Here is a 26988-nt window from a genome sequence, read left to right on the forward strand (position 1 = left end):
CGATATACTTCCTTTCTAATTCATGAATCGGCGAACAGAGTAAATGTCTTTGATTTGTTTAATGCGTTCGACTACTTTGTGCAAATGATTAATATTTTGAATAAAGATCGCCATATGGATCGTCGCCACTTTGTTACGATCAGACTTCCCAGAAACAGAGGAGATGTTCGTTTTGGTTTCGTTAACTGCTTGAAGCACCTCATTGAGTAAGCCGCGTCTATCATATCCTAATATTTCAATTTCCACATTGTATTCTTTACGGTTTTGAGCAGGCTGCTCATGCTCCCACTCGACCGGAATTAACCGCTCCTGCGCTTCTCCTGTCTTCACGTTCGGACAGTCCTCACGGTGAACAGATACGCCTCGGCCCTTCGTAATAAAACCGACAATGCTATCGCCAGGAACAGGGTTACAGCACTTAGATAAGCGGACAAGCAGGTTATCAATTCCTTTGACCCTTACGCCAGCTTCCCGTTTTTTCCCGTGATACGTCTTTGGTTCCACCGTCACTTCTTGAACGGTTTTCTCTTGCTCTTCTTGATCTCTTTGTTTTCTTTCTTTTTCCGTCAAACGATTGGCGACCTGTAGTGCAGTAATGCCGTTATATCCAACAGCTGCATACATGTCCTCTTCGTTTGAAAAATTAAATTTGTCAGCCACTTTTTGCAGGTTTTCAGCAGTCAGAATGTCTTTGACATCGAACTCAAGGTTTTTGATTTCTTTTTCCACGAGCTCTCGGCCTTTTTCGACATTTTCTTCACGGCGCTGTTTTTTGAAAAACTGTCTGATCTTGTGCTTCGCTTGGGAGGTTTGGGCAAGCTTGACCCAATCCTGACTTGGCCCGTAGCTGTGCTTTGATGTCAGAATTTCAATAATGTCACCTGTTTTTAGTTTGTGATCGAGTGTGACCATTTTGCCATTGACCTTGGCACCGATCGTTTTATTCCCAATTTCCGAGTGAATCCGGTAAGAGAAATCAATCGGAACTGAGCCAGACGGCAATTCAATGACGTCTCCTTTTGGTGTAAACACAAACACCATATCAGAGAAGAGATCGATTTTTAACGATTCCATAAATTCTTCTGCATCTGTCGATTCGTTTTGGAATTCAAGAATTTCTCTAAACCAAGAAAGCTTCTTCTGGAAGACCGCTTCTTCCGTTGATTCTGCTGACTCTTTGCCTTCTTTATATGCCCAGTGTGCCGCAATCCCATATTCTGCAATTTCATGCATTTCAACTGTACGGATCTGAACTTCAAGCGGATCACCTTTTGGCCCAATCACCGTTGTATGAAGAGATTGGTACATGTTCGGCTTTGGCATCGCAATATAATCCTTAAATCTGCCTGGCATCGGTTTCCAGCATGTATGGATAATCCCGAGCACCGCATAACAGTCTTTAATGCTGTCGACCAAAATACGAACGGCAAGCAGATCATAAATTTCATTAAACTGCTTATTTTGCAAGACCATTTTGCGATAAATGCTATAAATATGTTTTGGTCTTCCGGAAAATTCAGCCTTGATGTTCACCTCAGACACGCGGTCTTTCACTTCATTGACAACCTCGTCCAAGTATTCCTCACGTTCCGCTCGTTTACGCTTCATCAGATTCACAATCCGGTAATATTGCTGCGGATTTAAATAACGGAGTGCTGTATCTTCAAGCTCCCACTTAATCTTTGAAATCCCTAATCTGTGCGCAAGCGGTGCAAAGATTTCAAGTGTTTCATTTGAAATTCTCCGCTGCTTTTCCTGAGGAAGATGTTTGAGCGTTCTCATATTATGAAGACGGTCTGCCAGCTTAATCAAGATCACGCGGATATCCTGCGCCATTGCAACAAACATTTTTCGATGGTTTTCGGCCTGCTGTTCTTCTTGTGATTTATATTTAATCTTCCCGAGCTTTGTGACGCCATCAACAAGCATTGCCACTTCTTCATTAAAATGCTCTTTTAAATCCTGTAATGTCACATCTGTATCCTCAACTACATCGTGCAGGAAACCGCCTGCAATGGTTGATGGATCCATTTCAAGGTCAACAAGAATGCCCGCCACTTGAATTGGATGGATAATATAGGGCTCACCAGATTTCCGGTATTGCTCCTTGTGTGCATTTTCAGCATATTCATATGCTCGCTCTATAAATTGAATATGTTCAGCGGACAGGTATTCTCTTGCCTTGTCAATGACCTGCTGCGCCGTTAAAACTTGTTCGTTCGCCATGGAATCACCTTTTTAAATGAAAACTGTATTGTAGTTTATTATCAAGAAAAATTCGATAGATGTAAAGAGAAGAAGTCCGCTAAAAGATTTTTGATAGGAAAAAAGCACCCTTCTTACTGAGTGCTTTTTACGAAAAACTCCATTAGTATTGCATTAACGTCATGATGTCGTAGCCGTCAAGCTTCTTTCTGCCATCCAGATACGTCAGCTCAATCAAAAATGCAATTCCTGCCACAACGCCGCCTAATTCCTCTACAAGCTTGATGGACGCTTCAATTGTTCCACCAGTTGCCAGTAAGTCATCTGTAATTAGGACACGCTGACCAGGACGAATCGCATCTTTATGAATCGTTAATACATCTTTACCGTATTCCAAGCCGTAATCGACTTTAATGACTTCACGAGGAAGCTTTCCTTCTTTACGAACCGGTGCAAAACCTACACCAAGTGCGTATGCTACAGGGCAGCCAATAATGAATCCACGCGCTTCAGGTCCAACAATAAGATCAATGTCTCTTTCCTTCGCGTATTCAACGATCTGATCCGTTGCATAACGGTACACTTCGCCTTTATCCATTAACGTTGTAATATCTTTAAATTGTACACCTTTCTTTGGGTAGTCAGGTACAACTGTCACATATTGTTTTAAATCCATCTTTTCCTTTTCCTCCTCGTACGTCAAAGCACAGGTGAGACTTCGCTCATCATGCTATTCAGCCATTCCTTCAGCTCTTTAGCTGAGGAATATGTTAGTGTTTGATCGAGTTCCATCAATCGTTGTTTTGCTGTATAGGACGCTGATGCCGTTAAATCTTTTTTAGGGGCATCAAGTACTATTGACAGCACACCATTCTCTATTTTAACAAAACCGAGTTCAAAAAACACCTTTGTCATAAAAATGATTGTATCTTTTGTCCAGCCTCTATGTTTGGCAAGCTCCATTCCTTGTTCTTTAATAGGAAAACTTCCCCGTTTAAACAAGAACCCATAAAACCATTTGAATTGGTCACGGCTTGGGAAAGAAGACATAAAATGATCTTCTTTTCTTTGAAAAACCGTATAAATTCTGGCAGGCTTTTGATTTTCTAAAAGCTGCTTCAGCAATTGCTCATCTGCGGGAACATCCACAAAGACCACATACTTTCCGTGTACATCAAACGTTGATACATTTTCTGCATGAACATGTTGAATGGGGATAGCGACATCCTGTTTTGTTGCTTCATCAAAACAGACAACCAAAGATTTTTCTGAATCAAGTGTCGAAACTTTCTTGTCCCAATCCTTTTTCCCGCGCAGATCAAACAACTGCCATTCATCAACACGTGCATCTTTTAGCATCAGCTGGGGCTTCTTCCGGTTATTCCATTCATTGACGGACATTTCTCCAATCACGGAAATGCGGCTTCCTGGAACAATTTCATCTTTTAATTTCCCTTGGTGAAAACCGACACAGTCAAGCAGCTTGTCTTCGTCCTTCAGAGACATTTTAATATGGTTGTGATTTGCCCCAATTGTTCGGATATCTTCAAGCTTCGCATCTTCAATCATAATGAACGGTTTTGGGTTTGACATACCAAATGGTGACAGCATCCCCGCTTCTTCAATCGCTTGAACCGTCAATTCGTCTACCTTGCACACAGCATCGACCCGCTGAATTGGAATAAAATCTTCTTCCGTCAATGTTTCATTTGCATATTGATTTAATCTTTCCCTTAGTAAAGCGACATCATCCGCTCGAAGTGTCATCCCTGCTGCCATCGGATGCCCGCCGAAATGCGGCAGGATATCGCGGCATTTGCTTAAATGGAAAAATAGATCGAAGCCAGGAATACTCCGGGCTGATCCTTTTGCCATTTGCGTCTCTTCATCTATTCCAAGCACAATCGCCGGACGAGAAAAAGTATCCGTCAATTTAGAGGCAACAATTCCGACAACGCCCGGATTCCAGCCAGCTTTCGCTACAACGATTGCAGACTGGTCATCGCCTGCCTCTTCCACCATTTGAATGGCTTCCTCTGTAATCGTACTGACAATCTTTTGTCGTTCTTTATTCAGTTCCTGTACAAAACGAGCCAGCTCTTCTGCTTCATCCTTATCCTCAGTCATAAGAAGGTGAACAGCTGGATCTGCCTGTTCAATTCGTCCTACAGCATTCAGCCTTGGCGCAATTTGAAAGCCGACCGTTTCCTCGTTCGCTTCTTCTAAAGTGGCTCCCGCTTCTTTCAATAACGCTTTCAGCCCCGGTCTATTCGACTGACGAAGCTGCATAAGCCCTTTTTTGGCGAGCCATCTATTCTCATCATGAAGCGGTACAAGATCCGCGATTGTCCCGATTGCTGCAAGATCTAACAGCTGAACTGGCAGCTCCCCAAGAAGTGCATGCGCCACTTTAAACGCTACACCTACACCAGCAAGTTCTTTAAAGGGATACTCACAGCCTGGCTGCTTAGGATGGACAATGGCAAGTGCCTCAGGCAACTCCTCACTTGGTTCATGGTGATCTGTAATGATCAGGTCTAGCCCTATTTCTTTTGCAATACGTGCTTCATTTACAGCAGCAATGCCTGTATCAACCGTGATGACAAGCGATGCTCCTTGCTCCTTGATATATCGAAAAGCCTGTTCATTAGGCCCATAGCCTTCTTTAAACCGATCTGGAATATAAAAGTCTACTATTGCAGACCGCTCTTTTAATGTATGTAAAAGCACAGACGTACTTGTCACACCATCTGCATCATAGTCTCCGAAGATCACAATCGATTCCTGCTCTTCGATCGCTTTGTTGATGCGCTCTACTGCTTCTTTCATTCCTTTTAATAGGAATGGATCATGAAATTCGGCTTTTTGATCAAATAAAAAAGACCTCGCCTCTTCTACTTCTTCAAGTCCTCTTTTTACGAGAAGCGATGCAGTCAGCGCTGAAATATTCAGATTTTCAGAGAGTGATTTCACTTTTTCTTCGCTTGGATGTTCATATTCCCAGCGCATTTTGGATAATAACATAAATTCACCCCTCAACCACACTATTATACTAGAGTGGCCTGAGGGGTTTCAATTTTTATTTTATGAAATTGTGCTGGAAGATTATTTTTCCTTCCGGTCAAATGATGCTGGCTGTTCTTTTAAAGGCGTAACATGCGATTTTTTTTGAATATCTTTGTCTGCCTTTTTCGTGGAAGCAGCAGGTGCAGCGGCTGCACGCTCAGCTTTTAATGCCTTTAGTTCACGTTTCAGTTTCACAATTTGGAAGATCCCTGCAAATGCCACAATCAGTCCGCCCATTAAAACAGAACCGATAATGACAAGGATCAGCGGCCATTCAGCCGTTCCAAATAAGTAGTCTACCTCGACAGGTCGTACATTAATCACGGCAAATACTGAGACAATTAATACGAAAATAAATGCGAGTATGATGGTCCATTGTTGTTTGTTCATCTACAAATCCCCCAAGCTTTTTCTTTTATTCTTCCCTTTTCACTGCCTTTTTTAAACACTGAAAGAAAACAGCGGAAGAAAACCTATCAGCAGGGGCATCATCAGCTGCTAAGTTTTTCTTTAATCAGGTTCTTTAATTCTTTTCTTTCTCCAGAAATGACAAGGGTATCCCCTTCTTCGATGATGGTATCTGGTCCTGGATTTAAAATCTTCTCATGTGATTTTCTCACAATGGCGATGACTGTTACTTGATAGTTTTGGCGAACATTGAGGTCACCGATGCTTCTCTGAACAGCTGGTGCATTCTTTTCAATTTTAAACCATTCAATCACTAGTTCATCAATGGCTACCTCTACGGTTTCAAGTGCTTTCGGCTTATAGACCATGCCGCCTAAAATAGCCGCAATTTGTCTTGCTTCTTCATCGTTTAGCAGAATGCGAGAAATCGTTTCCTCGTGGTCGTCCTCCTGAAAATGATACATTTCTCTTCTGCCGTCATCATGTGTAATGATGGCAAGCTTCTCATTATTTCTTGTGATCATTTCGGCTTTATGACCGATACCTGGCAGTTCAGTTTCCCGAACCTTCATCACAGCCCCTCCAATGAATAAAGCAAAATGCCCTAAACAGACACCCGCTTTCTATACTGATCTAAACGTATGTCATTATAGCAAAAGACCATTTTAAGATCAATGAAACCCGAAATGTTTTTTCAAAGCGTCTTATTTTCGGGAAAATCAGATAGAAAAAGACTGCCTTCTCGGCAGTCTTTCTAATTAAATATCTTGATCTGTATCTATCTTAGCTGTTTTTTTCAACTCACGGCCTTTCCACATCAGCCAAATTTGTGCCGCGATATAAAGGGATGAGTACACCCCTGTTAATAAGCCGACAAGTAAGGCGGTGGAGAAGTTTGTAATCGACGCTGATCCGAAGATAAGCAGTGCGATCACAACAATTACGACAGTGAGTACCGTATTGATAGATCTTGTAAAGGTTTGCTGTAAACTCAAGTTAACGATGTAAGATAGATCTTCTACCGTTTTTGGTTTACGTTTCTTCATTTGCTCACGAACCCTATCGAACGTTACGATCGTGTCATTGATCGAATACCCGATCACCGTGAGGATCGCCGCAATGAAGGTCACATCTACCTCTAATCGTGTGATACTAAAGAATGCCACAATGAAGAATGCATCATATAAAAGGGAAGCAATCGCTGCAATGGCCATTTTATATTCAAACCGGATGGAAACATAAATAATGATCCCAATCGATGCAATGATGATGGCATATAAAGCATTACGTGCAAGTTCTTTTCCAACCGTAGGAGACACCGTACTGACATTCGGTTCTGCTCCATACTTATCTTTAAAGTAATCTTTCACTTCTGCAATTTTTTCTTTATTTGGCACACCAACAAATCGTGCCGCTGCTTGATTTTCTTTTTGACCAGATAACACAACACTATCTGTATCAAGATCTAATTTTTGAAAGTCTTGCTCGATTTGAGCAGTTGACAGCTTATGGTCACTTTGAATGTCTACTCTTGTACCACTTGCAAAGTCAATACCCGCATTGAGTTTGAAAATCGAAAGGACGATAATCCCCGCAATGGTAATGGCTACTGAGAAAATCATGAAACCTTTTCGCTTGCTGACAAAATCCCATTTATCAAACGGTGTTTTTGGTTCAGTATTTTCTGTTGTTTCATGAATATCGATGATGTCTTTTTGACGGACACCAAACCAGCCTTTCTTTCGATCGAGCGCGCGGCTTTCCACAAGCAGACCAAGAAGGAATCTTGATAGGAATACAGCCGTAATAAAGCTTGTTAAAATGGAAAGGATCAGCATAGTCGCAAACCCTTTTACAGAACTTGTCCCGAAGAAGAAAAGGACGCCCCCTGCAATAATACTAGTTAAGTTTGCATCAAAGATGGTCGCAAATGATCGGCGGTTCCCTGACCTGAAAGCAGAACGGACAGATTTACCGAGCTTAAGCTCCTCTTTGATTCGTTCATATGTGATGATGTTGGCATCAACCGCCATCCCTACTCCAAGAATCAGCGCTGCAATTCCAGGAAGTGTCAGAACAGCACCCATCCAGTCAAACACCTGTAAGGTAATATAGATATACGTTGATAACGTAATGACAGCAATAAGACCAGGTATTCGGTAATAAAAAAGCATGAATAAGAAAATGAGGGCAATTCCCACAATCCCTGCAAAGACAGTTTCATTTAATGCCTGTTCACCGAATTGCGCACTCACTGAAGTGGAGTACTTTTCAGTTAATTTCACTGGCAATGCCCCAGCATTTAAAATACTTGCAAGGTCTTTTGCCTCTTGGACAGTAAATTTCCCTTCAATTTGTACGTCACTGCTGTTAATCTCTTGATTCACATTAGGCGCAGAAACATACTTGTGGTTTGATTTTGAAACTTCTTTTTTGAAGGAATCACCTTTGTGGTAATCAAGCCAAATGACAAGCTGATTATTTGGTGCCATCGCTGCTACTTTTCTTGTGACGTCACCAAATTTTTTCGCATCCTTTAGTTTAACCGTCACAATTGGCTCATTCGTTTGACTGAATGTTTGTTTTGCACTGTTTTCGACTAGGTCAGCCCCGTTAAGGAGTTCTTTATCATTCGTATCTCTGAAGGATAGCTGTGCTTCAGTGGAAAGAATCTCCCTAGCTCTGTTTTGATCTTTTACCCCTGCAAGCTGCACGCGGATACGGTTGTTGCCTTCAATCGAGATGTTCGGCTCACTTACACCAAGCACGTTTGCTCTTCGGTTAAGAGCCTCCACTGTACTAACGAGAACACTATTTGTGATCTTGTCCTCTTTTTTCACTGGATGTACATCATACAGGACTTCAAATCCACCCTGTAAATCCAGCCCTAGCGTCATATCTTTCGCAACAGGCTTTGTCAGTAAGCCCACGCCAGTTCCGATTAACAGAACCACTAAGAAAAACGCAAGAATGCGCCCTTTTTTCATTATGTATTTCCTCCTTAAACACCTGAATCCATTAAGATGGCTTATTTCAACAGTTCATCAAGCATATTCTTGCCATCTTCACTGTCCAAAAAAGCAGACGTTTTAAACGACTGAACGGTTGCATAGTTCATAAATTCGCCTATTTTCACAGATAAGATATCTGCAACCATTTCATGAATCGGATACTCTTGTTTTTTCTTCCACTTCTTATTCTCTAAGTATGACCATAATTCCTCTAAATCTACATCTTTATAGCCCAAAACGATGAATTCTTCAAGCTTACTGAACAGAAAAGGCTTTAAATGGTCTTTGTAAATAGCAGCTGGGTGTTGTGTCATTGCGTAGCTCCCCCTTTTCAGTTTTTTATCGAGAGACTTGTCATGCTTGGACGATATACACGCATATCTTATTGTATATGATTCTATGTCGTTTGAGAAGGCAGGTGATCTGTGATTTGACGAAGCAAACGTTTTTAAAGGGGACCATTATTTTAATTTTAGCAGGTTTTATCACGAGAATATTGGGTTTTGTCAATCGAATTGTCATTGCAAGGTTCATTGGCGAAGAAGGGGTCGGGCTTTATATGATGGCTGCACCTACCTTTTTTCTAGCCGTGACGCTCACGCAATTCGGACTGCCTGTCGCCATTAGTAAGCTTGTCGCAGAAGCAGAAGCCCGGGGTGACAAACAGAAAACAAAACGTATTCTGGTCATGTCCCTTGCGATAACAGGAACACTCAGCCTGATTTTCACGCCGCTCTTCTTATGGTTTGCGCCCATCATGGCAGAAAATATGCTGACAGACCCTAGAACGGTCTATCCACTGCTTGCCATTACACCCGTCGTACCAGTCATCGCCATTTCCAGTGTGTTAAGAGGCTATTTCCAAGGCAGACAACAAATGAGTCCGCTAGCGATGTCTCAAGTTCTGGAACAGGTCGCAAGAATTTCATTAGTCGCGGTATGTACAACGGCTTTCCTTCCTTACGGGATTGAATTTGCGGCAGCAGGTGCGATGGTGTCATCTGTGATTGGAGAGATGATTTCACTTGCTTACTTACTGATCGCCTTCCGCTATAAAAAGACCATTCGGATTCGAAAACGATTTTTTAAGGCGATTCATGACGGGAAGGACACATTTAAGCAGCTGATGAGCATTGCTCTGCCAACAACAGGCAGCCGTTTTATCGGGAATATTTCGTGGTTTTTAGAGCCGATTGTTGTCGCGCAAAGTCTTGCTATTGCTGGATATGCGGCTGTTGAGGCGACAAGGCAGTACGGGGAGTTGACCGGTCTTGCCCTGACCCTTTTGACACTGCCTAGTTTTATTACGTATTCACTCTCGACTGCATTAGTTCCAGCGATCAGTGAAGGAATGGAGCAGAATAAGCGTAAAACGGTCGAATACCGGCTGAAACAGGCGATGCGCCTTTGTTTACTCAGCGGAGGCATATCATGTATTATTCTTTTCGTTTACGCAGAAGATTTAACGCTCTTTATGTATGGTTCGTCGCATGCGGCCATATATGTGAAATTCATGGCGCCATTTTTCCTTCTATATTACTTCCAGGGGCCCCTTCAAGCCGTGCTTCAAGCACTCAATTTAGCTGGTGCGGCGATGACCAACAGCCTGATAGGTGCAATTGTGAAAACAGGGATGATTTTTGTCCTTGCTTCACAGCCAGGCTTTGGCATTATGGGCGCAGCACTTGCGATCTTAATCGGCATCATCCTTGTCACACTGCTCCATGCGGCAACTGTTGGAAAGGTGCTGCCTATTCATTTACCATTAAAGGAATATGGTCTATGTGTCCTTGTGATTATCGGTACAGGGGCTGTCAGCCTTTGGCTGAAGTCTCAAGTAAACGGACTCTTTTCTGCTCCTATTGAACTTGTAACACTCATCTTTGTTACGTGCATGCTGTATGTCATTCTATTAATCTGCCTAGGACTAGTGAAACGAGAAGAGCTGCGCCGCATCCCGTTCATTGGGAAGCTGTTTTAGCTCATCTCTCTTTGATCACTTCATCTTTCAAATCTATATAAAATGTTTTTTGATTAAAGCTGCAGTAAGAGATTTGATCGATATCATGATAACCTCTTTTAACAAGCTCATCTTTCAGCCACTGTTCATTTTGATTGATTTGCTTAAGGTGATCATGCTGCACTACACCGTCCGCAATAAGTGGAAGCTCAAGCGCTGCATGTTTGCGCTTGTTTTCTTTTTCGACAACGGCGAGCTTTCCAGACGGCTCTAAAATGGCGTAAGAGACATCCTGAATGCTGTCGATGTTATTTTCTCTTAATTGAATGAGCAGGTCATCAAAATTGTATCGCTGTTTTCTCATTGCACCCTCGTCTATTTTCCCATTGATGATGAGCAAAGCCGGTTTGCCGTCAAGAAAACGCCGGACACCTTGGAATTTCAATGAGAGGTAGGCAAGTGTGATTTGAATGAAGGTTAACAGCAGGATTGGCCATACCGTATGTAACATGTGATCCTCTACTTCTTCTATGGCGAGAACCGCAATTTCTGCAATCATCATAAAAATGACTAGATCTAAAATACTCAATTCGCCAATTTCCCTTTTGCCCATTAAGCGAAAGATAAACCAAATAAGAAAATATAAAATGATGGTTCTCATGGAAATGATCAAGATTTCCTGCATGTGATGTAAACCCTCCTTCTCCAACATAGCTTGTGTCAAAACACTTTATTTATGTAGAAAAGAAACGTCTGAAACATGTCTATTTTTTCTCCACTGTGAATACATTTTAGTAAAAGACAAGCTTCGGTCAATTGGAGAGGAGACAAATCACATGCAAGAAACAAAACATATTGGAAAAGGCATTTTATCGGGATTAATTGCCATTTTTGTCGTGATGGTTGTCACAAGTTTACTTGTGTCGCTCATGCTTACATTCACAAGTATGCAGGAATCATCATTTAAATGGATGATTATGATTTTGTCCTTTGTTGCCCTGTTATTAGGAGGCATCATTTCTGGAGGGAAAGCAAAGGAGCGCGGCTGGCTAATTGGTGCGATCACATCTATCATTTTTTCTCTCACTGTATTTTTATTTCAATATTTGGGGTTTGGAAAAACGTTTTCACCAGAGCAGTTCATCTATCATGGGGCATTTTTAGGCATTTGTATGCTGGGGGGAATGATTGGCGTCAATCTTCGAGGCAAATAAAAAAAGAGCGGATCATATCGCTCTTTTTTTATGGCTATGTATTGGAGGATTAGCCTTTGTCAGCTAATTCTCTAATAGCACGGCGATCGAAAGTTAAACGGTTGTTTTCGCTTGTTTTGATGACCACTTTTGATTCATCAATTGAGTCGATTTCACCGTGTAAACCACCGATTGTGACGATTTTATCGCCTTTTGATAAAGATTGCTGCATCTGACGCACAGCTTTCTGTTGCTTTTGCTGTGGACGGATTAACAAGAAGTAAAGCACAGCAAACATGACAACAATCATAATGATTGAACCCATACCACCATCCATTCTATTTCACCCCTTTCTAAAGCATTGTAAAGCCTTTCGTTTATGCGTTAAAAGTTTTTCGCATTCGGTTTGTTAAAGCCATAACGCTCAAAAAACTCTTCTTTAAAATCACCTAAACGATCCTCACGGATAGCTTCTCTCACTTGCTCCATTAATTTTAACAGAAAATGAAGATTATGATAAGTTGTTAATCGAATTCCGAACGTTTCATTTGTTCGGATGAGATGTCTAATATAGGCGCGTGTATAGTTTTTACATGTATAGCAGTCACAGTTCTCATCGATTGGTCTAAAGTCACGCTCATATTTTGCATTTTTCACAACAAGACGGCCTTCACTTGTCATTAAGGTGCCGTTTCTTGCAATTCGCGTCGGCAGTACGCAGTCAAACATATCTACACCGCGAATGGCGCCGTCAATTAAGGAATCTGGTGAGCCGACACCCATTAAGTACCTTGGTTTGTCTGCCGGTAAAAATGGTGTAGTGAACTCAAGTACACGATTCATCACATCTTTTGGTTCCCCTACAGATAAGCCTCCGATGGCGTAGCCTGGGAAATCAAGTGAAACAAGGTCTTTTGCACTTTGTTTTCGAAGCTCTTCGTATTCTCCCCCTTGGACAATCCCAAACAGCCCCTGATCCTCTGGACGCTGGTGCGCTGTTAGACAGCGCTCTGCCCATCTGCTTGTCCGCTCCACAGAACGTTTCATGTAATCGTACTCTGCAGGATACGGCGGGCATTCATCAAATGCCATCATAATATCAGAGCCGAGTGCATTTTGGATCTCCATGGCTTTTTCAGGAGATAGGAACAGCTTGTCTCCGTTTAAATGATTACGGAAGTGAACGCCTTCTTCTTCAATTTTTCTAAATTCACTCAATGAGAAAACTTGGAATCCGCCTGAATCTGTTAGAATGGCTCGATCCCAGTTCATAAATTTGTGCAGACCGCCTGCTTCTTTTACAATATCGTGACCTGGACGAAGCCATAGGTGGTACGTATTACTTAAGATGATGCCTGCATCCATTGCCTTTAATTCTTCAGGCGCCATTGTTTTGACCGTAGCCAGTGTACCTACTGGCATAAATACAGGTGTTTCAAAGGAGCCGTGCGGTGTATGAACGCGGCCAAGACGAGCACCTGTTTGTTTGCATGATTTAATGAACTCATAACGTATCGGTAATTGCGACAAAAATGAGCCCTCCTGTCTTTGTTGTATGATGTTATTGAATCAGCATGGCATCGCCAAAGCTGAAGAATCGGTATTCCTCTTTCACAGCCTCATTGTACGCTTTTAGTACGTGCTCTCGTCCAGCTAATGCGCTGACAAGCATAATTAACGAGGATTTTGGCAGATGGAAATTTGTGATCATGCCATCAATTGCCTTGAATGTGTAGCCAGGGTAAATAAAGATCGACGTCCAGCCGCTTGAGGCTTTGAACTCACCATCGTGTGCACTTGCAATGGTTTCAAGCGTTCTTGTTGACGTTGTGCCGACTGAAATAATCCGTCCGCCTTCTTTGCGAACGTGATTAAGCTCATCAGCTGTTTCTTCATTCATTTCATAAAACTCTGCGTGCATTTCGTGTTCTTCAATACGTTCTGCACTTACCGGACGAAACGTGCCAAGCCCCACGTGCAGCGTAATGAAAGCAATGTGTACACCTTTCGCTTTCAGCGCATCCAGCAGCTCGGTTGTAAAATGGAGACCGGCAGTTGGGGCAGCAGCGGAGCCAACCTCTTTTGAATAAACGGTTTGATAGCGTTCACGGTCGTCAAGCTGCTCTTTAATATATGGAGGTAGCGGCATTTCACCAAGGGATTCAAGCACTTCATAAAAAATGCCTGTATATTGAAACTCGACTTTTCTTCCGCCATGTTCCATTTCCTCTGTACATACCGCTTTGAGCCGTCCATCACCAAAAGTGATAACCGTCCCTTTTTTCACCCGTTTCGCTGGTTTTACAAGTGTTTCCCAGTTGTCTCCTTCTTCTTGTTTCAAGAGAAGCAGCTCAACTTTGGCACCTGTATCCTCTTTCATCCCAAACAATCGTGCAGGCAAAACGCGAGTATTGTTTAGAACGAGACAATCACCTTTTTGAAAATAATCGATGATTTGTGAGAATGTATCATGTGTAATCGCACCCGTTTGTTTGTTTAAGACCATCAGTCTTGATGCATCTCTTTTTTCAAGCGGCACTTGGGCAATCAATCTTTCTGGTAAATCAAAATCAAATAGTTCTAGCTTCATTTCCTTCACCTATTCTGTAGTTAACTAGTTAACGTTATTTCATCCGTCCAAAGATATTCAGTAATATGGTTAGTACGATGCTAATGACAATGCATGTAATGACAGGAAAAAAGAACGTTACATTTCCTTTTTTCACAAAAATATCACCTGGAAGCTTACCAACCAATTGAAACACTAATCCTGCGGCAAAAAGGACACCACCTAAAATCATTAATATTTTAGGGAATTCAGTCACGAATCGGAACCTCCATTTGAAAATGTTCATACGCTTCTCTTGTGACGACCCGCCCTCTTGGTGTTCTTTGCAGGAAACCAATTTGCAGCAAGTACGGTTCGTACACATCTTCAATCGTATGTGATTCTTCTCCAATTGTCGCTGAGATCGTATCAAGCCCAACAGGACCGCCTCTAAATTTTTCAATCATACTTAAAAGCAGCTTATGGTCTATATGATCGAGGCCAAGCCTGTCGACTTGAAGACGCTCAAGGGCATCTTTTGCAATGTCCTGCGTAATAGCATGATTCCCAAGCACTTGCGCAAAATCTCTTACTCTTCTGAGCAAACGATTGGCAACCCTCGGTGTTCCCCGGGAACGTCTCGCAATCTCTTCGGCAGAGCGAATATCGATCCCAATCTCAAACAGCTCGGCTGTTCTTGCCACAATGTGAGCCAAATCTCTTTGCTCATAGTATTCCAATCTTGCATGTACCCCAAACCTATCACGAAGCGGCGCTGTTAACAGCCCGACACGGGTCGTTGCACCTACAAGCGTAAATGGCGGTAAATCAAGCCGTACAGAGCGTGCTGTATCTCCTTTACCAATGACAATATCTAAACAAAAATCCTCCATTGCTGGGTACAGCACTTCCTCTATTGAGCGCTGCAAGCGGTGAATTTCATCAATAAACAATACATCGCCTGGCTCAAGAGATGTTAAGATGGCCGCCAAATCACCAGGACGCTCAATGGCTGGTCCTGACGTTGTACGCAGCTGAACATTCATTTCATTGGCAATGATCGACGCAAGTGTTGTTTTCCCAAGTCCAGGAGGTCCATATAAAAGGACGTGATCAAGCGTTTCCTGCCTCATGCGGGCAGCTTCAATAAATACGCTGAGATTATCCTTTACTTTTTGCTGACCGATATATTGGCTAAGTGTCTGTGGCCGCAGACTTTGCTCAATGGCTGATTCATGGTTGTCTGCTTCAGTTGAGACGAGCCGTTCATCCATGAGACATCACCCTATTTCAACATTTTTTGTAAAGCTTTTTTCACATATTGATCGGTTGTGAGATTCTTTTCTTCTTTTAATAATGGAAGAACCTTTTTAATTTCACGATCACCGTATCCAAGGACACTCAAGGCTTCAAGCGCTTCATCTAATGCAGTTTGCTGCGTTTCAACCTGAATGTGGTCCTCGTGATTAAATAAGTTGCCAATCATTTCTGGTACCACATCTGCAAGTTTTCCTTTTAGATCCAAAATGATTTGACGTGCTGTTTTTTTGCCCACACCAGGGAATTTAATCAGGAACGCTTCATCTTCACGTTCTATCGCTGAAATGACAGCGCCTGGATCACCGGAAGCAAGAATGGCGAGTGCGCCCTTTGGCCCTATTCCTGTGACATTTAACAGTTTTGTGAACAGCGCTTTTTCTTCTCGTGTTTGAAAACCGTATAACGAAAATGCGTCTTCCTTTATGTAATGATACGTATAAATCGTTTCTTGTTTGTTTACTCGATAGATAAACGGGTTTGGGGTATAGACTTGATATCCCACTCCGCCGTTTTCAATGACAACATATTGCGGGCACACATAATCAATGGTCCCTTTTACAAACTCTATCACCGTTTTCACCTCTTTGACTGTTCTTCATTGTAACATAAATCGAAGAGAAAACCGCAATAAAAGTTAACATACGTTCGCTCAGTATATTTTTATCATGAAACCACGAAAAACAGCTTGCGGTCTTCACACCAGCAAGCTGTTACACGCTTTAAAACGATATTTCATTTCGGTAAGGCTTCATGACTTCAAGCACATGCTCAAATTCATCCTTTGTTCGAAAAGGAATGCCTTGCTCAAGCTGCTTTTCCACATGACTTTCTAAACGGGACGTATCAATTTGAAAAAAGAGATGAATAGGCTCCGCCCAGCCGTCAGGCCTTCCATGAAACGTAGAAATCACACCGTCCTCTGATAATCCGATATATCCATTTGCTTTACTTAATGGAGAGATATCATCAATTTGCTTTCTAAAAAGGGCAAAATCCTCTTTTTGTTCTACCAGCGTCCAGCCTTTATACTGCGCCCAGAATGTGTCTTTGTCTTCTAATGATGCCCGGTGTCTTTCAATACTCACATCGCCGTCTAGATAGACTTTTTCAAGCTGGACGGTGATAGAGTTTGACTGCTTTTGCAAGTGTTCTTTCCCTTCCATATCCGCAGCGAAAAAAAGCACACTTGTCATGATAAGTCCTGTAACGAAACATTTCATCTTCACTTTCACTATTTACACCTCTTTAGAACATGAGATCGATGCATGACATATGTAGTTTGACCCATTTTTCTAAACATTAACCAAATCGATGATTCAAATGTATGGTAAGAGTCTTTCGTTGTATCCTTCATTCGTAAATGTTATGTTTTATACAATCCATTGCTTTATCGAGTGACACGTTTTTTCATCATTCGTTTTTCAGCCGCATAAACTGAAACCAAAGAAGGTGAAGTCAATGTCAGATGTCAAAAGATTAGCCGAATCGATTCAGTATCATGAAGAGAAACATTTTCATAAGCTTGCCTATAAACCAGCAGAGCTTGAACTGTGCGGCAAAGGAAGAAGTGCCTATGTCTTCTTATACAAAAAAGACGGCAAGAAAATGGCACTAAAAGTCTTTTTCCCTTCTTATCAGCATATTGCCCGCAAAGAGGCTGCCATTTACGAAAAACTTTCTGGTTCGTCTTACTACCCTGAGATTTATGAGTCTGGGGATCAGTATATTTTAATGGAATATATTAAAGGATACACATTCTATGAATGCCTTACAAAAGGAATTCCTATTAAAAAACAAATGATCAATCAAGTCGATGATGCGCTGGAGGAAGCGCGCGAGAAAGGATTGAATCCTTCTGATATCCATCTGCGCAATCTGATCTTAACAAAAGAAGGACGGATCAGAGTCATTGACGTTGCCAGATTCACGCAAACGAAAGCATGTCATCAATGGGATGATTTAAAAGCCGCTTATGCTTATTACCAAAAACCTTTTTTCCCTAAAAAAGCACCGCGTCTGTGGCTTGAAGTGATTGCTTATTTGTATAAAAAGAACTGGCTGTCCCGCGGGCAGCTTAATAATCGAAATGATTTTTCTGCATAACGAAAGCCGCTCTCTTTTGAGCGGCTTTTTGCTGTTATTCTGTTTCTACATGGATACTATTGACGTTTAATAGGTTAATGATTTCATTATTCAGCTTAAACCAATGATTGGCTTCTTCAATTTTTTTATACACATCATAGGTAGCTGGACGTTTGAGCTCGAAATCAAGCACTTCCCCATTGTTCATATGAAATGTTACCTTAAATACTTTCATCATAAGATCACCTTCCACTCTTCTTGTTCGCTGGTCAAATAGATCAGCTCTTTTCATTCATTCTCTATTCAACTCGTTTCCCCTCCTTCTTTCCATTCAAACCCAAGAAGTTTAAATTTTGTTTAAATTCACACAACATATCTATCTCTCATATCTGCAAAGAAGTATATTAGTGAAAAAGGAGGCTGCCCTTGATGAAGCAGAAAAAGAAACGAACATCTCCAGAAAGAAAAACAGTCTTTTTTCATTTAACAGATGCTCTCATTCCGAGTGTGGACATGATGGCATATGCAGCAAAGGCATTTTTTCACCTTTTGAGAAAAGCCTTTTCAGCGGTTTGATAAAACCCCGCACAGCATCGTGCGAGGTTCTTTTTTTATGGCTGATAAATTTGACTTCCTTGGCTGACAAACTCCTTCGCCTTCTTTTCCATCTCTCTTTTCACTTCTTCAGATTGATTGCGGATATCATGAGAAATTTTCATACTGCAAAACTTCGGTCCGCACATCGAGCAAAAGTGAGCGGTTTTAGCGCCTTCGGCAGGCAATGTTTCATCATGGAACGCCAAGGCTCTTTCTGGATCAAGTGACAGGTTGAATTGGTCCCGCCATCTAAATTCAAACCTCGCTTTCGATAAAGCATCATCGCGCTTTTGAGCCGCAGGATGTCCTTTTGCTAGATCAGCGGCATGTGCCGCAATTTTATAGGCGATCACACCTTCTCTCACATCTTCTTTGTTCGGCAGACCTAAATGCTCTTTCGGCGTTACATAGCACAGCATTGCTGTTCCGTACCAGCCGATCATGGCCGCACCGATCGCGGATGTAATGTGATCATACCCCGGCGCGATATCTGTTGTAAGAGGCCCTAACGTATAAAATGGTGCTTCCTTGCAAATGTCCATTTGCTTGTCCACATTCTCTTTGATTTTATCCATTGGGACATGTCCGGGCCCTTCAATCATCACCTGCACATCGTGTTTCCAAGCAATCTCTGTTAACTCACCTAACGTTTCCAGCTCTGCAAACTGCGCCTCATCATTGGCATCAGCAATCGATCCTGGTCTAAGTCCATCTCCAAGTGAAAAGGCGATATCATATTTTTTCATAATTTCACAAATGTCTTCGAAGTGAGTGTAGAGGAAATTCTCTTGATGATGAGCAAGACACCATCTTGCCATAATTGCACCGCCTCTTGAAACAATTCCAGTCACCCGATCGACCGTGAGCGGAATATATCTTAACAGTACGCCAGCATGAATCGTGAAATAGTCTACACCTTGCTCCGCTTGTTCAATTAATGTGTCCCTGTACACATCCCACGTCAAATCTTCTGCGACTCCATTCACTTTTTCAAGGGCCTGATAGATAGGAACGGTTCCCACAGGGACTGGGCAATTCCGAATGATCCATTCTCTCGTTGTATGAATATCCTTTCCAGTAGACAGATCCATCATTGTATCTGCTCCCCATCTGATCGCCCATGTCATTTTTTCAACCTCTTCATCAATGGATGACGTGACAGCCGAATTGCCAATATTCGCATTAATTTTGACATGAAAATTCCTTCCGATAATCATTGGTTCACTTTCTGGATGGTTAATATTCGAAGGAATGACGGCTCTTCCGCTCGCCACTTCCTCTCTAACGAACTCAGGGCTTAGCTCTTCTCTTATTGCGATAAACTCCATTTCAGGCGTAATGATGCCTTTTTTGGCATAATGCATTTGCGTCACACATGCACCTTGTTTCGCTCGGAGCGGCTTATGATGAAAATCAGTTTGGACAGAATGGATGGACTCCTTCTCCCTTGAACGGTATCCATTATCCTCCGGTCTTACATGACGCCCTTCATAGCTTTCTGTATCTCCTCTTTCTTCAATCCATGCTGCCCTAAGACGCTTTAACCCCTTTGTGACGTCAATATGAACGTTCTCATCAGTGTACGGTCCACTCGTATCGTATACACGGACTGGTTCATTTTTTATGTCGCCTGCCTCTGTCACAGTATGTGAGAGCGTGATCTCTCTTTTTGGCACTAAGATATCGGGTCTTGATCCTTTCTCATATACCTTATGGCTGCCGTCAAAGCTGGATAACAATGATTGGTTGGATGGGACACTTTTCTTTTCTTTCATTTGCTGTTCTCTCCTTTTCTTCTTGTCACCGGACAGGATGGAATCAGCACCAGCAAAAAACCAGGCTCTATTTAAAGAACCTGGTTTCGTCGTCAGAAATAAACATGCATATCATTGATATGATACATGCATCATCTTTAACTTCCCCACGCTGGTACGAGCCAGATCAGGTCCAAAGGGTTAAGAAGCTTATGCTTCTCTCTCAGCCCATTTACGGGCACCCCTAGTCACTTTTATTGATTTCCACATCAGTGTAGCATAGAGACATCATGAAGAAAAGAAGATTCAGGAAAATAGTTCCTTTCCCCTACAAGCGTTATGGATCATGTTGATATACAGTCTTCTATACATCATCTGTCTCTCTCATTTCAATCAAATCTGAAATAATCATTGATCCTTTCCTCCTATTATGTATAATTAATCTAAACGGAGAATTTTTATACAATTTATTCAAAGGAAGTTCTAGTCGATTGCAAACATTTCTCACATTTATCGTCGTAGGATTCTCAATTGCTCTGCCTGTTGGAGCAATCACGGTTGAAATGACAAAACAGGGACTGAAAAACGGATTTTTTCATGGTTTAACTGTCGGAGCAGGCGGTATGACCATAGACTTATTACTCATCTTGGCTTTATATGCTGGATTTGCTCAGTTTTTATCTTTGCCGTTTGTTCAAATTCCGCTCTGGCTGATCGGAGCTGTATTTTTAATGATTCTCGCATACGATTCCATTAAAAATGCGGATCAAGATATCCATCTAGCAGGAGAAAAGGTCAATAAATCATTCGCGAAAACGTATCGAAACGGCTTGCTTGTGGCAGTATCTCCTGGAAATCTTGTGTTCTGGGTTTCTGTTTTTGGGGCTGTACTTGCGGATGCTTATACAAAAACAGATTCATCTGAATTTATGCTGGCTGCCGGCGGTATTTTGGCAGGGATTCTCCTTCATGACATTGGTCTACTCACCCTTGTATCCTTAACAAGAAAAGTGATGAATCGGACGATGATCAAGTGGACATCCATTATTGCTGGTATTTTATTATTAGGGTTTGGCTGTTATTTCTTTTACGAATTTTATATAGGCATCAAGGTTTATTTTTAAGAAAAGGCTAAAGTTCGTGATGAACTTTAGCCTTTTTGTGTCAAACTATCGGGTCATGCCTGTTTGTCCTGTTTCAAATTGCGTTCTTCTCATATCTCTAAAGCGTGTGAATGCACCTTCATCTTTCATGACTTGGACTGCTCTTCCATCCGCATAACGAGTCGCTGCTTCTTCTACTTGTGATACGCCTTCTGATGTCAGGCGACCATCTGATTTAATGGCAATATACACATTCTCATCCGTCACCATGACTTGAGAGTCTGCCACGTGATTCATTTTATTGACGCGGTTGGCAATTTTTCTTGAACGCTGGATATTCTCTTGTTTATCGTAGCCTGAGAACGACATTTGGTTATGATAGTTCATATCTCCATGACTGTAGCGTCCATCTCCACCTGCAAGAGGCATTCGATCATCAGCTTGAGGACGTGTACGGTAATCAACATTCGTTGTATTTCTCCCGTTCATTCCCTCCATGAGTTCAGAAACTGGTCCTTGATGATCCTGGTTGTTGTCGTCCGCTCGTTGATTCGAATGATAACCAACCGGCTGGCCTGATTGATTATGACGTGTATCGACACCTGCGTTATTATTTGCACCACATGCCGTTAAACCAATAGGAAGAAGCACTAATGCGATTGTTTTTTGCCATTTTTGCAAACGAAAAACCCCCTGTACAAATTCAATCTCATGAGCGCGAAACAGGCTCTGTTTTAGCATGTACAGTTAGGAAAAAAATCAAACTGTCAGTTATAAACAAAAAAAGGAACGATTGAGATCGTTCCTTCTGTCATTAATCTTCTTCTTCCTCCTCCGGCCTTGCAAATACGGATTGACCTGGATATGGCTGCATATAAGGCTGAGCTGGATAAGCTCCCATTTGGCCATAAGGAACAGGATTCGGATAATGTCCTGGCCAAGGCTGATGATGCTTCATGCCATCATCACATCCGCAGTCTTCCTTGCCGTATGCTGCATTTGAGACGTTTGGATAAAAGCCTTGATTTACGTTGGCATTTGCATTGGCGTTTGAATGCATATGGTGATGCCAGTGATGTCCGTCGTTTGCATGGTGCTCATGATTTTCCCCGTAGTAAGCAGGCGCTTGATACGCAGGATAATATGGATGAGCCGGGTATGGATATGGCATCATATGATGGTGATAATATGGCTGGATAGGATAACATAGGCCTGATCCCGGTAAAATTGGCGATGCCGGCACCATTTGCTGCGGATATGGATACATCGCCGGCATGTAATGACCATAACCAAAATAAGGATCATATGGTTCATGATGATGGTGCTGGTGATGATGCTCGTTATTTTCAGCCACACCTCCTACCGCTGCCCCTCCCACATTTGGCATTTGCGGGAAGTTAGGAAGGTTTGGGTAATTGCCATGCTCCATGTCTTTTCCCTCCTCTTTTTGATGCGGAATATGAATAAACGGGTCATATCCCTTTGCCACTTCATCTTTTAGATGACCTTTATTTTCATGATGAAAATGGTCCTTGTGATCTTTATGTTCCTTATTTTCATGATGGAAATGACCCTTGTTATCTTTATGGTCTTTATTCTCATGATGAAAATGATCTTTGTGATCTTTTTTGTCATGAACGTGATCTTTTTTCTCATAATGATCTTTTTTGGGAGGAGGCGTGAATGGCTGGTAGAGATTGGTCTGATAATAGTTCACATCGACTTGCGGAAAAACTGGCTGCTCGATCTTTGGCACTGGCGGTACATAAGGTACCGGTTCATTTGGCTTTTCCTTCGGCTTTGTATCTTGCACTTGCACGACATCTTTTGGCTTTTCTTTCACATACGGATGTTCTTTCGTTTTTGGCATTTCTTTTGCTTTGTGATGATCTGTTTTCACAGGGACACCACTAGATGGAATTTTAATCTTCATACCCGGCATGATCAAATCAGGATTACTGAGCTGAGAATTTAGTTTTTTCAATTCTTGAAAGTCGACTCCGTATTTCTTTGAAATTTTCCAAAGGGAGTCTCCTTTTTGCACAATATGAATTTTCAACGTTTTCCCCTCCTATGCAAAACGTGAACGTAACAGTTATGTCAGAAGTACAATATGTTTCAACATAAATTTATGCCTATTTACAAGCCGATATGATAAAAACTTGTTTTCTGATAGGAGGGGCTGATCATTATTTAATGGCGAGCATTTTCTCGAGTGCAAGCAAAGCGTCTTTCGTGATGTCTTCATTGACATGTATCAACCCGACCGGCTGACCCTTTTCAATGCTTTCCAGTGACCATAGCAAATGAGGCAGATCAATCCGGTTCATCGTCAAGCATGGACACATATCTGGGTTAAGGGATTCAATTTGTTTATCTGGGTGCTGCGCTATGATCCGTTTGACTAAATTCATCTCTGTTCCAATCGCCCACTTGCTGCCTGCTGGCGCCTGTTTGATCGTATCAATAATAAATTTCGTTGAACCTGCTAGGTCAGAAGCCCTTACGACCTCATGCGTGCATTCAGGATGGACAAGAATTTGAATGTCACGATCCTTTTTTCTCATTTCTTCTATATTCCGAACGGTAAACTTCTCATGTACGGAGCAATGGCCTTTCCATAAAATCATCTTGATCCGGGAAAGCGGCTGATCGGTGATAAGCTTTTCTTCTATCTGATCCCAGACAGCCATTTCTTCTAGCGGAATACCTAAATCAAAAGCCGTATTACGCCCTAGGTGCTGATCAGGGAGAAACAGAATCCGCTCTTTTTGCGTCATCGCCCACTCGAGTACTTTTTTAGCATTTGATGAAGTAACAGTCGCCCCGCCATGCTTGCCGACAAATGCTTTAATATCTGCTGTTGAATTGACATACGTAAGCGGAAGTATTGTATCTCCAAACAGATCAGTGAGCTGCTCCCATGCTCTGTCTGTTTGTTTCATGTTTGCCATATCTGCCATGGAACAGCCTGCTCTCATATCTGGCAATACGACGCTTTGATTCTTGTTTGACAGCATATCTGCCGTTTCTGCCATAAAGTGAACACCGCAGAACACAATGTATTCAGCCTCGTGATTGTCGGCCGCTATTTGTGCCAGCTGCAATGAATCTCCTGTTGCATCTGCAAATTCGATGACCTCATCCTTTTGATAATGATGGCCCGGTATAAAAAGCTTTGATCCAAAAGCCCGCTTAATTTCTAACACTCGCTGCTTCATTTCATCATCAGAGCGGTGTTTATATTCATCCGGCATCATGGCTGCATGTTGATTGGCTAATACATTAAGCATGGACATGAGTTGTTCCCCCTTTATGACTGAATTCCATATTCATACTAAAATCAAATGCTGGAGCAGAATGCGTTAGAAAACCAAGTGAAATCAGGTCGACTCCTGTCCCCCTGTAGCTTGGCAATGTCTCTAGCGTGATGCCTCCTGAAGCCTCTGTCAGAATGGACTCTGGCGTCATTTGTTTAAAACGTTTTACTTCGTCCGGAGAGCAGTTATCAAACATGATGACATCCGCTTTTGCATCAATGGCTTCCATTAGCTGCGTTTCTGATTCAATTTCCACTTCAATTTTCACCATATGACCAGCATATGCTCTTGCTTTCTCTACTGCTTCACGAATAGAGCCGCATGCGGCAATATGATTATCTTTAATCATCACCCCATCTGATAAGCCAAAGCGATGATTCTTTCCACCGCCTGTCTTCACTGCGTATTTCTCTAACATACGCAAGCCGGGTGTCGTTTTTCTCGTATCACAAATCGTAATAGACGGGTCACCTAATCGCTGCACCGCCTCATGTGTTAAGGTGGCGATACCTGTCATTCGCTGCAATAGATTTAAAATGACCCGTTCTCCTTTTAATAAGTCGTTGACTGGGCCCTTTATTTTCGCCAGTACAGCGCCTGAATGAATCCAATCACCTTCTTGAAAAAACAGCTCAGTTTGAATCTGTTCATTCAACAGGCGGTACCCTATATCAATCAGTTGTGATCCTGCCAATACACCAGATTGTTTCGCAATGATAAGAGCTGTTCCTTTCTTGTCTCCAAAGATGGCATCAGCTGATACATCTCCAAAGCCAATATCCTCTGTAAAAAAATGAGTGAGCATTTGTTTTAACTGTAAACGTTCCATTTGGCACCGATCCTTTCATTTTTCATGATATGAATATGACCTTTTTCATGAACAATCTGCCTGCCCTGCCACAACGCATCGCTTCGCTCTGGATAATCCATTCGATAATGGCCGCCTCTGCTTTCTGTACGGAGTAATGCAGATTTAGCAAGGCAAACCGCTAATGCCCATTGATTGCTTAATTCGATCTGTTCATTTGTGATATCCTTCACATTAATTTGCTGAAAAGTGACATGCTGTAACGTATGAAGCAAAGCCTGCAAGCCCTTTTCATCTCTCACAATGGCTGCAAATGTAGTCATCCATTGTCTCAGCTGATCCTTTGAAATCATTGGAACCATCCATATTTCTTGAATAGAAAAAGGTGGACTTGTTTCTTTCTGTTTAGGCAGCTGTTCAATTCTTTGTGCCGCTTTGCTGCCTAATACGAGACCTTCCAGAAGAGAATTACTCGCCAATCGATTCGCACCGTGTAAGCCAGTACAGGCCGCTTCTCCAATGGCAAATAGCGCTGGAACAGTCGTTTCTCCATATTCATTGACGCTGATACCGCCCATTAAAAAGTGCATACCCGGGGAAATTGGCAGCCTGCCGCTCGCCATATTGACACCTGCACGCTGACACATCGCATCTATCGCTGGAAAACGGGCTGAAAAATGCGGAATATCATGGATGTTAAGATACAATTGATGGCCTAATTGCTGCTCATGAAAAATAGCTCTAGCGACCACATCTCTAGGTGCTAAATCAGCTTGTGGGTGAATACCTTTCATGATCCGCCTGCCTGTTTCATCTTCTAAATAAGCTCCCTCTCCCCGTACTGCCTCTGAAATGAGACCAACTGCTTTTCCATCGATTGTCAAAAGAGTTGGATGGAATTGAACAAATTCTAGATCCACTAATTGCGCACCTGCTCGATAGGCCATCATCAGTCCGTCTCCTGTGACAGAAGGATCATTTGTGTTTGTCTCATATAGGGAGCCGCAGCCGCCTGTTGATAAAACAACGGCATCTGCGGTCATTGTTTGTACGTGTCCTGTCTCGTCTTTCCATACAACACCCTTGCATGTCCCTTCATGAACCAATAGATCAATGACATGATGATATTCATATAAATGAATATGTGAGCCGAGCTGACTTATCAGATACTGTACAAGGGTTTTCCCTGTTTGATCTCCTCCTGCATGCAAGATGCGATGAGTGGTGTGTGCCCCCTCTTTGCCTAATTGCGGCTCTCCCGCTTCATCTTGATCAAATGGACAGCCATCTGCTACGAGCTGCTGCACAAGATGTTTTCCAAGTCTCACGATTTCTTGTACGGTTCTTTCATCATTGTGGTCACAGCCAGCATCTAGTGTATCTTGCACATGCTGCTCAGCTGAATCATGTGCTGAAAAGGCAGCAGCAATTCCACCTTGTGCCAGCATGGAATTACTAGATGAAAATTGTTTTTTTGTCATCATGATGACCTGGCAGTTTTTCGAGATATTTCTTGCAAAGGAAAGCGCTGCAATGCCTGATCCCACCACAATAACTTTTTTGATTGATGACACCATTGCCCCTCCTGTCATTTACACCTGTCTTGACACATA

Annotated in this window: 27 protein-coding genes and 1 riboswitch; of the genes, 5 read left to right on the plus strand and 22 right to left on the minus strand. The window is 42.2% G+C overall.

All coding sequences use genetic code 11. The features are described 5' to 3' along the window. Positions 1 to 15 precede the first annotated feature (15 nt). The 7 genes from ACP69X_RS13080 to ACP69X_RS13110 all read right to left on the minus strand — a co-directional run bounded on the left by ACP69X_RS13080 (position 16) and on the right by ACP69X_RS13110 (position 9004). Positions 16 to 2226 carry a RelA/SpoT family protein gene (locus ACP69X_RS13080; protein ID WP_024427858.1) on the minus strand — a complete coding sequence of 737 codons (2211 nt, stop codon included), beginning with the start codon at positions 2224 to 2226 and terminating at the stop codon, positions 16 to 18. Between the two features lie 142 nt (positions 2227 to 2368). Beyond that, positions 2369 to 2881 carry an adenine phosphoribosyltransferase gene (locus ACP69X_RS13085; RefSeq protein ID WP_426052735.1) on the minus strand — a complete coding sequence of 171 codons (513 nt, stop codon included), beginning with the start codon at positions 2879 to 2881 and terminating at the stop codon, positions 2369 to 2371. A 23-nt stretch (positions 2882 to 2904) separates the two neighbouring features. Continuing rightward, entirely contained in the window at positions 2905 to 5229 is a 2325-nt protein-coding gene (gene recJ, locus ACP69X_RS13090) for a single-stranded-DNA-specific exonuclease RecJ (protein ID WP_075611709.1), read from the minus strand. 81 nt (positions 5230 to 5310) lie between these two features. Further along, positions 5311 to 5661 carry a LapA family protein gene (locus ACP69X_RS13095; RefSeq protein ID WP_041086415.1) on the minus strand — a complete coding sequence of 117 codons (351 nt, stop codon included), beginning with the start codon at positions 5659 to 5661 and terminating at the stop codon, positions 5311 to 5313. A 101-nt stretch (positions 5662 to 5762) separates the two neighbouring features. Further along, the gene (locus tag ACP69X_RS13100; protein WP_073979791.1) at positions 5763 to 6251 is read right to left on the minus strand and encodes a cation:proton antiporter regulatory subunit; all 489 of its coding nucleotides are present in this window, start codon (positions 6249 to 6251) and stop codon (positions 5763 to 5765) included. Between the two features lie 186 nt (positions 6252 to 6437). Continuing rightward, positions 6438 to 8666 (minus strand): protein translocase subunit SecDF, encoded by a 2229-nt coding sequence (gene secDF / locus ACP69X_RS13105; RefSeq protein WP_041086419.1) that lies wholly within the window; start codon positions 8664 to 8666, stop codon positions 6438 to 6440. Positions 8667 to 8707: 41 nt separating this feature from the next. Continuing rightward, positions 8708 to 9004: a post-transcriptional regulator gene (locus ACP69X_RS13110; RefSeq protein WP_003216788.1), complete on the minus strand. Its 297-nt coding sequence runs from the start codon at positions 9002 to 9004 to the stop codon at positions 8708 to 8710. A 116-nt stretch (positions 9005 to 9120) separates the two neighbouring features. On the opposite strand from ACP69X_RS13110, the gene spoVB reads away from it, so the two are divergent. Then, complete coding sequence (gene spoVB, locus ACP69X_RS13115) at positions 9121 to 10671, plus strand: stage V sporulation protein B (RefSeq protein ID WP_047203350.1); 1551 nt, start codon at positions 9121 to 9123, stop codon at positions 10669 to 10671. Between the two features lies 1 nt (position 10672). Here the strand turns inward: spoVB and ACP69X_RS13120 are convergent, their stop codons facing one another. After that, positions 10673 to 11335 carry a DUF421 domain-containing protein gene (locus tag ACP69X_RS13120; RefSeq protein WP_041086423.1) on the minus strand — a complete coding sequence of 221 codons (663 nt, stop codon included), beginning with the start codon at positions 11333 to 11335 and terminating at the stop codon, positions 10673 to 10675. 151 nt (positions 11336 to 11486) lie between these two features. Here ACP69X_RS13120 and ACP69X_RS13125 point away from each other — a divergent pair, with 151 nt between their 5' ends. Further along, positions 11487 to 11864, plus strand: coding sequence for a TIGR04086 family membrane protein (locus tag ACP69X_RS13125; RefSeq protein ID WP_039180321.1), 378 nt, complete (start codon positions 11487 to 11489; stop codon positions 11862 to 11864). 49 nt (positions 11865 to 11913) lie between these two features. Here the strand turns inward: ACP69X_RS13125 and yajC are convergent, their stop codons facing one another. The 7 genes from yajC to ACP69X_RS13160 all read right to left on the minus strand — a co-directional run bounded on the left by yajC (position 11914) and on the right by ACP69X_RS13160 (position 16931). After that, entirely contained in the window at positions 11914 to 12180 is a 267-nt protein-coding gene (gene yajC / locus ACP69X_RS13130; RefSeq protein WP_008360993.1) for a preprotein translocase subunit YajC, read from the minus strand. Positions 12181 to 12227: 47 nt separating this feature from the next. Next, positions 12228 to 13373: a tRNA guanosine(34) transglycosylase Tgt gene (gene tgt / locus ACP69X_RS13135; RefSeq protein ID WP_034321314.1), complete on the minus strand. Its 1146-nt coding sequence runs from the start codon at positions 13371 to 13373 to the stop codon at positions 12228 to 12230. A gap of 31 nt (positions 13374 to 13404) precedes the next feature. Then, positions 13405 to 14433 carry a tRNA preQ1(34) S-adenosylmethionine ribosyltransferase-isomerase QueA gene (gene queA, locus ACP69X_RS13140; protein ID WP_041086427.1) on the minus strand — a complete coding sequence of 343 codons (1029 nt, stop codon included), beginning with the start codon at positions 14431 to 14433 and terminating at the stop codon, positions 13405 to 13407. A gap of 34 nt (positions 14434 to 14467) precedes the next feature. Next, positions 14468 to 14668 (minus strand): DUF2905 domain-containing protein, encoded by a 201-nt coding sequence (locus ACP69X_RS13145; RefSeq protein WP_012010741.1) that lies wholly within the window; start codon positions 14666 to 14668, stop codon positions 14468 to 14470. Next, entirely contained in the window at positions 14661 to 15665 is a 1005-nt protein-coding gene (gene ruvB / locus ACP69X_RS13150) for a Holliday junction branch migration DNA helicase RuvB (protein ID WP_041086430.1), read from the minus strand. Before ruvB ends, ACP69X_RS13145 begins: the two co-directional genes overlap by 8 nt. A gap of 11 nt (positions 15666 to 15676) precedes the next feature. Continuing rightward, a complete protein-coding gene (gene ruvA / locus ACP69X_RS13155) occupies positions 15677 to 16282 on the minus strand; it encodes a Holliday junction branch migration protein RuvA (protein ID WP_024423144.1) in 606 nt (201 codons plus the stop codon). A gap of 148 nt (positions 16283 to 16430) precedes the next feature. Next, positions 16431 to 16931 carry an intercompartmental signaling factor BofC gene (locus ACP69X_RS13160; RefSeq protein WP_073979823.1) on the minus strand — a complete coding sequence of 167 codons (501 nt, stop codon included), beginning with the start codon at positions 16929 to 16931 and terminating at the stop codon, positions 16431 to 16433. 238 nt (positions 16932 to 17169) lie between these two features. Between ACP69X_RS13160 and ACP69X_RS13165 the strand changes: the two genes are divergently transcribed. Next, positions 17170 to 17814, plus strand: coding sequence for a serine/threonine protein kinase (locus ACP69X_RS13165; protein ID WP_041086432.1), 645 nt, complete (start codon positions 17170 to 17172; stop codon positions 17812 to 17814). 34 nt (positions 17815 to 17848) lie between these two features. Here the strand turns inward: ACP69X_RS13165 and ACP69X_RS13170 are convergent, their stop codons facing one another. Next, positions 17849 to 18031, minus strand: a complete 183-nt coding sequence (locus tag ACP69X_RS13170; protein WP_008342761.1) for a hypothetical protein — start codon at positions 18029 to 18031, stop codon at positions 17849 to 17851. 191 nt (positions 18032 to 18222) lie between these two features. On the opposite strand from ACP69X_RS13170, the gene ACP69X_RS13175 reads away from it, so the two are divergent. After that, positions 18223 to 18369, plus strand: coding sequence for a hypothetical protein (locus ACP69X_RS13175; RefSeq protein ID WP_167364625.1), 147 nt, complete (start codon positions 18223 to 18225; stop codon positions 18367 to 18369). Positions 18370 to 18404: 35 nt separating this feature from the next. Here the strand turns inward: ACP69X_RS13175 and thiC are convergent, their stop codons facing one another. Then, positions 18405 to 20165, minus strand: coding sequence for a phosphomethylpyrimidine synthase ThiC (thiC, locus tag ACP69X_RS13180; RefSeq protein ID WP_041086435.1), 1761 nt, complete (start codon positions 20163 to 20165; stop codon positions 18405 to 18407). Positions 20166 to 20291: 126 nt separating this feature from the next. Next, a riboswitch (TPP riboswitch) is annotated at positions 20292 to 20400 on the minus strand. A gap of 235 nt (positions 20401 to 20635) precedes the next feature. Here thiC and ACP69X_RS13185 point away from each other — a divergent pair. Then, positions 20636 to 21268: a LysE family transporter gene (locus ACP69X_RS13185; protein WP_024423148.1), complete on the plus strand. Its 633-nt coding sequence runs from the start codon at positions 20636 to 20638 to the stop codon at positions 21266 to 21268. Positions 21269 to 21313: 45 nt separating this feature from the next. On the opposite strand, the gene ACP69X_RS13190 is transcribed toward ACP69X_RS13185, so the two are convergent. The 5 genes from ACP69X_RS13190 to nadB all read right to left on the minus strand — a co-directional run bounded on the left by ACP69X_RS13190 (position 21314) and on the right by nadB (position 26952). After that, positions 21314 to 21928, minus strand: a complete 615-nt coding sequence (locus tag ACP69X_RS13190) for a YhcN/YlaJ family sporulation lipoprotein (RefSeq protein WP_075611711.1) — start codon at positions 21926 to 21928, stop codon at positions 21314 to 21316. 133 nt (positions 21929 to 22061) lie between these two features. Next, positions 22062 to 23306 carry a SafA/ExsA family spore coat assembly protein gene (safA, locus tag ACP69X_RS13195; RefSeq protein ID WP_073979794.1) on the minus strand — a complete coding sequence of 415 codons (1245 nt, stop codon included), beginning with the start codon at positions 23304 to 23306 and terminating at the stop codon, positions 22062 to 22064. 130 nt (positions 23307 to 23436) lie between these two features. Continuing rightward, positions 23437 to 24546, minus strand: coding sequence for a quinolinate synthase NadA (nadA, locus tag ACP69X_RS13200; RefSeq protein ID WP_426052736.1), 1110 nt, complete (start codon positions 24544 to 24546; stop codon positions 23437 to 23439). Further along, a complete protein-coding gene (gene nadC / locus ACP69X_RS13205; RefSeq protein ID WP_041086443.1) occupies positions 24533 to 25396 on the minus strand; it encodes a carboxylating nicotinate-nucleotide diphosphorylase in 864 nt (287 codons plus the stop codon). The genes nadA and nadC overlap by 14 nt, the downstream gene beginning before the upstream one ends. Beyond that, positions 25378 to 26952, minus strand: coding sequence for an L-aspartate oxidase (nadB, locus tag ACP69X_RS13210; protein WP_269103222.1), 1575 nt, complete (start codon positions 26950 to 26952; stop codon positions 25378 to 25380). Before nadB ends, nadC begins: the two co-directional genes overlap by 19 nt. Between the last annotated feature and the right edge of the window lie 36 nt (positions 26953 to 26988).

Origin of the sequence: Bacillus sp. DC4300-2b2 (genome assembly GCF_049895685.1) — a bacterium.
In the GTDB taxonomy this organism is placed as follows: Bacteria; Bacillota; Bacilli; order Bacillales; family Bacillaceae; genus Bacillus; species Bacillus safensis.

What these genes read in the sequence shown, in the direction of transcription:
- ACP69X_RS13170 (WP_008342761.1), bottom strand. Translation starts at nt 18,031, where the DNA reads ATGATGAAAGTATTTAAGGTAACATTTCATATGAACAATGGGGAAGTG.
- ACP69X_RS13100 (WP_073979791.1), bottom strand. Translation starts at nt 6,251, where the DNA reads ATGAAGGTTCGGGAAACTGAACTGCCAGGTATCGGTCATAAAGCCGAA.
- queA (WP_041086427.1), bottom strand. Translation starts at nt 14,433, where the DNA reads ATGAAGCTAGAACTATTTGATTTTGATTTACCAGAAAGATTGATTGCC.
- ACP69X_RS13160 (WP_073979823.1), bottom strand. Translation starts at nt 16,931, where the DNA reads ATGAAATGTTTCGTTACAGGACTTATCATGACAAGTGTGCTTTTTTTC.
- ACP69X_RS13125 (WP_039180321.1), top strand. Translation starts at nt 11,487, where the DNA reads ATGCAAGAAACAAAACATATTGGAAAAGGCATTTTATCGGGATTAATT.
- nadA (WP_426052736.1), bottom strand. Translation starts at nt 24,546, where the DNA reads ATGTCCATGCTTAATGTATTAGCCAATCAACATGCAGCCATGATGCCG.
- ACP69X_RS13120 (WP_041086423.1), bottom strand. Translation starts at nt 11,335, where the DNA reads ATGCAGGAAATCTTGATCATTTCCATGAGAACCATCATTTTATATTTT.
- ACP69X_RS13175 (WP_167364625.1), top strand. Translation starts at nt 18,223, where the DNA reads ATGAAGCAGAAAAAGAAACGAACATCTCCAGAAAGAAAAACAGTCTTT.
- secDF (WP_041086419.1), bottom strand. Translation starts at nt 8,666, where the DNA reads ATGAAAAAAGGGCGCATTCTTGCGTTTTTCTTAGTGGTTCTGTTAATC.
- ACP69X_RS13085 (WP_426052735.1), bottom strand. Translation starts at nt 2,881, where the DNA reads ATGGATTTAAAACAATATGTGACAGTTGTACCTGACTACCCAAAGAAA.
- nadC (WP_041086443.1), bottom strand. Translation starts at nt 25,396, where the DNA reads ATGGAACGTTTACAGTTAAAACAAATGCTCACTCATTTTTTTACAGAG.
- ACP69X_RS13095 (WP_041086415.1), bottom strand. Translation starts at nt 5,661, where the DNA reads ATGAACAAACAACAATGGACCATCATACTCGCATTTATTTTCGTATTA.
- recJ (WP_075611709.1), bottom strand. Translation starts at nt 5,229, where the DNA reads ATGTTATTATCCAAAATGCGCTGGGAATATGAACATCCAAGCGAAGAA.
- thiC (WP_041086435.1), bottom strand. Translation starts at nt 20,165, where the DNA reads ATGAAAGAAAAGAAAAGTGTCCCATCCAACCAATCATTGTTATCCAGC.
- ACP69X_RS13165 (WP_041086432.1), top strand. Translation starts at nt 17,170, where the DNA reads ATGTCAGATGTCAAAAGATTAGCCGAATCGATTCAGTATCATGAAGAG.
- ACP69X_RS13110 (WP_003216788.1), bottom strand. Translation starts at nt 9,004, where the DNA reads ATGACACAACACCCAGCTGCTATTTACAAAGACCATTTAAAGCCTTTT.
- ACP69X_RS13080 (WP_024427858.1), bottom strand. Translation starts at nt 2,226, where the DNA reads ATGGCGAACGAACAAGTTTTAACGGCGCAGCAGGTCATTGACAAGGCA.
- nadB (WP_269103222.1), bottom strand. Translation starts at nt 26,952, where the DNA reads ATGGTGTCATCAATCAAAAAAGTTATTGTGGTGGGATCAGGCATTGCA.
- yajC (WP_008360993.1), bottom strand. Translation starts at nt 12,180, where the DNA reads ATGGATGGTGGTATGGGTTCAATCATTATGATTGTTGTCATGTTTGCT.
- ruvB (WP_041086430.1), bottom strand. Translation starts at nt 15,665, where the DNA reads ATGGATGAACGGCTCGTCTCAACTGAAGCAGACAACCATGAATCAGCC.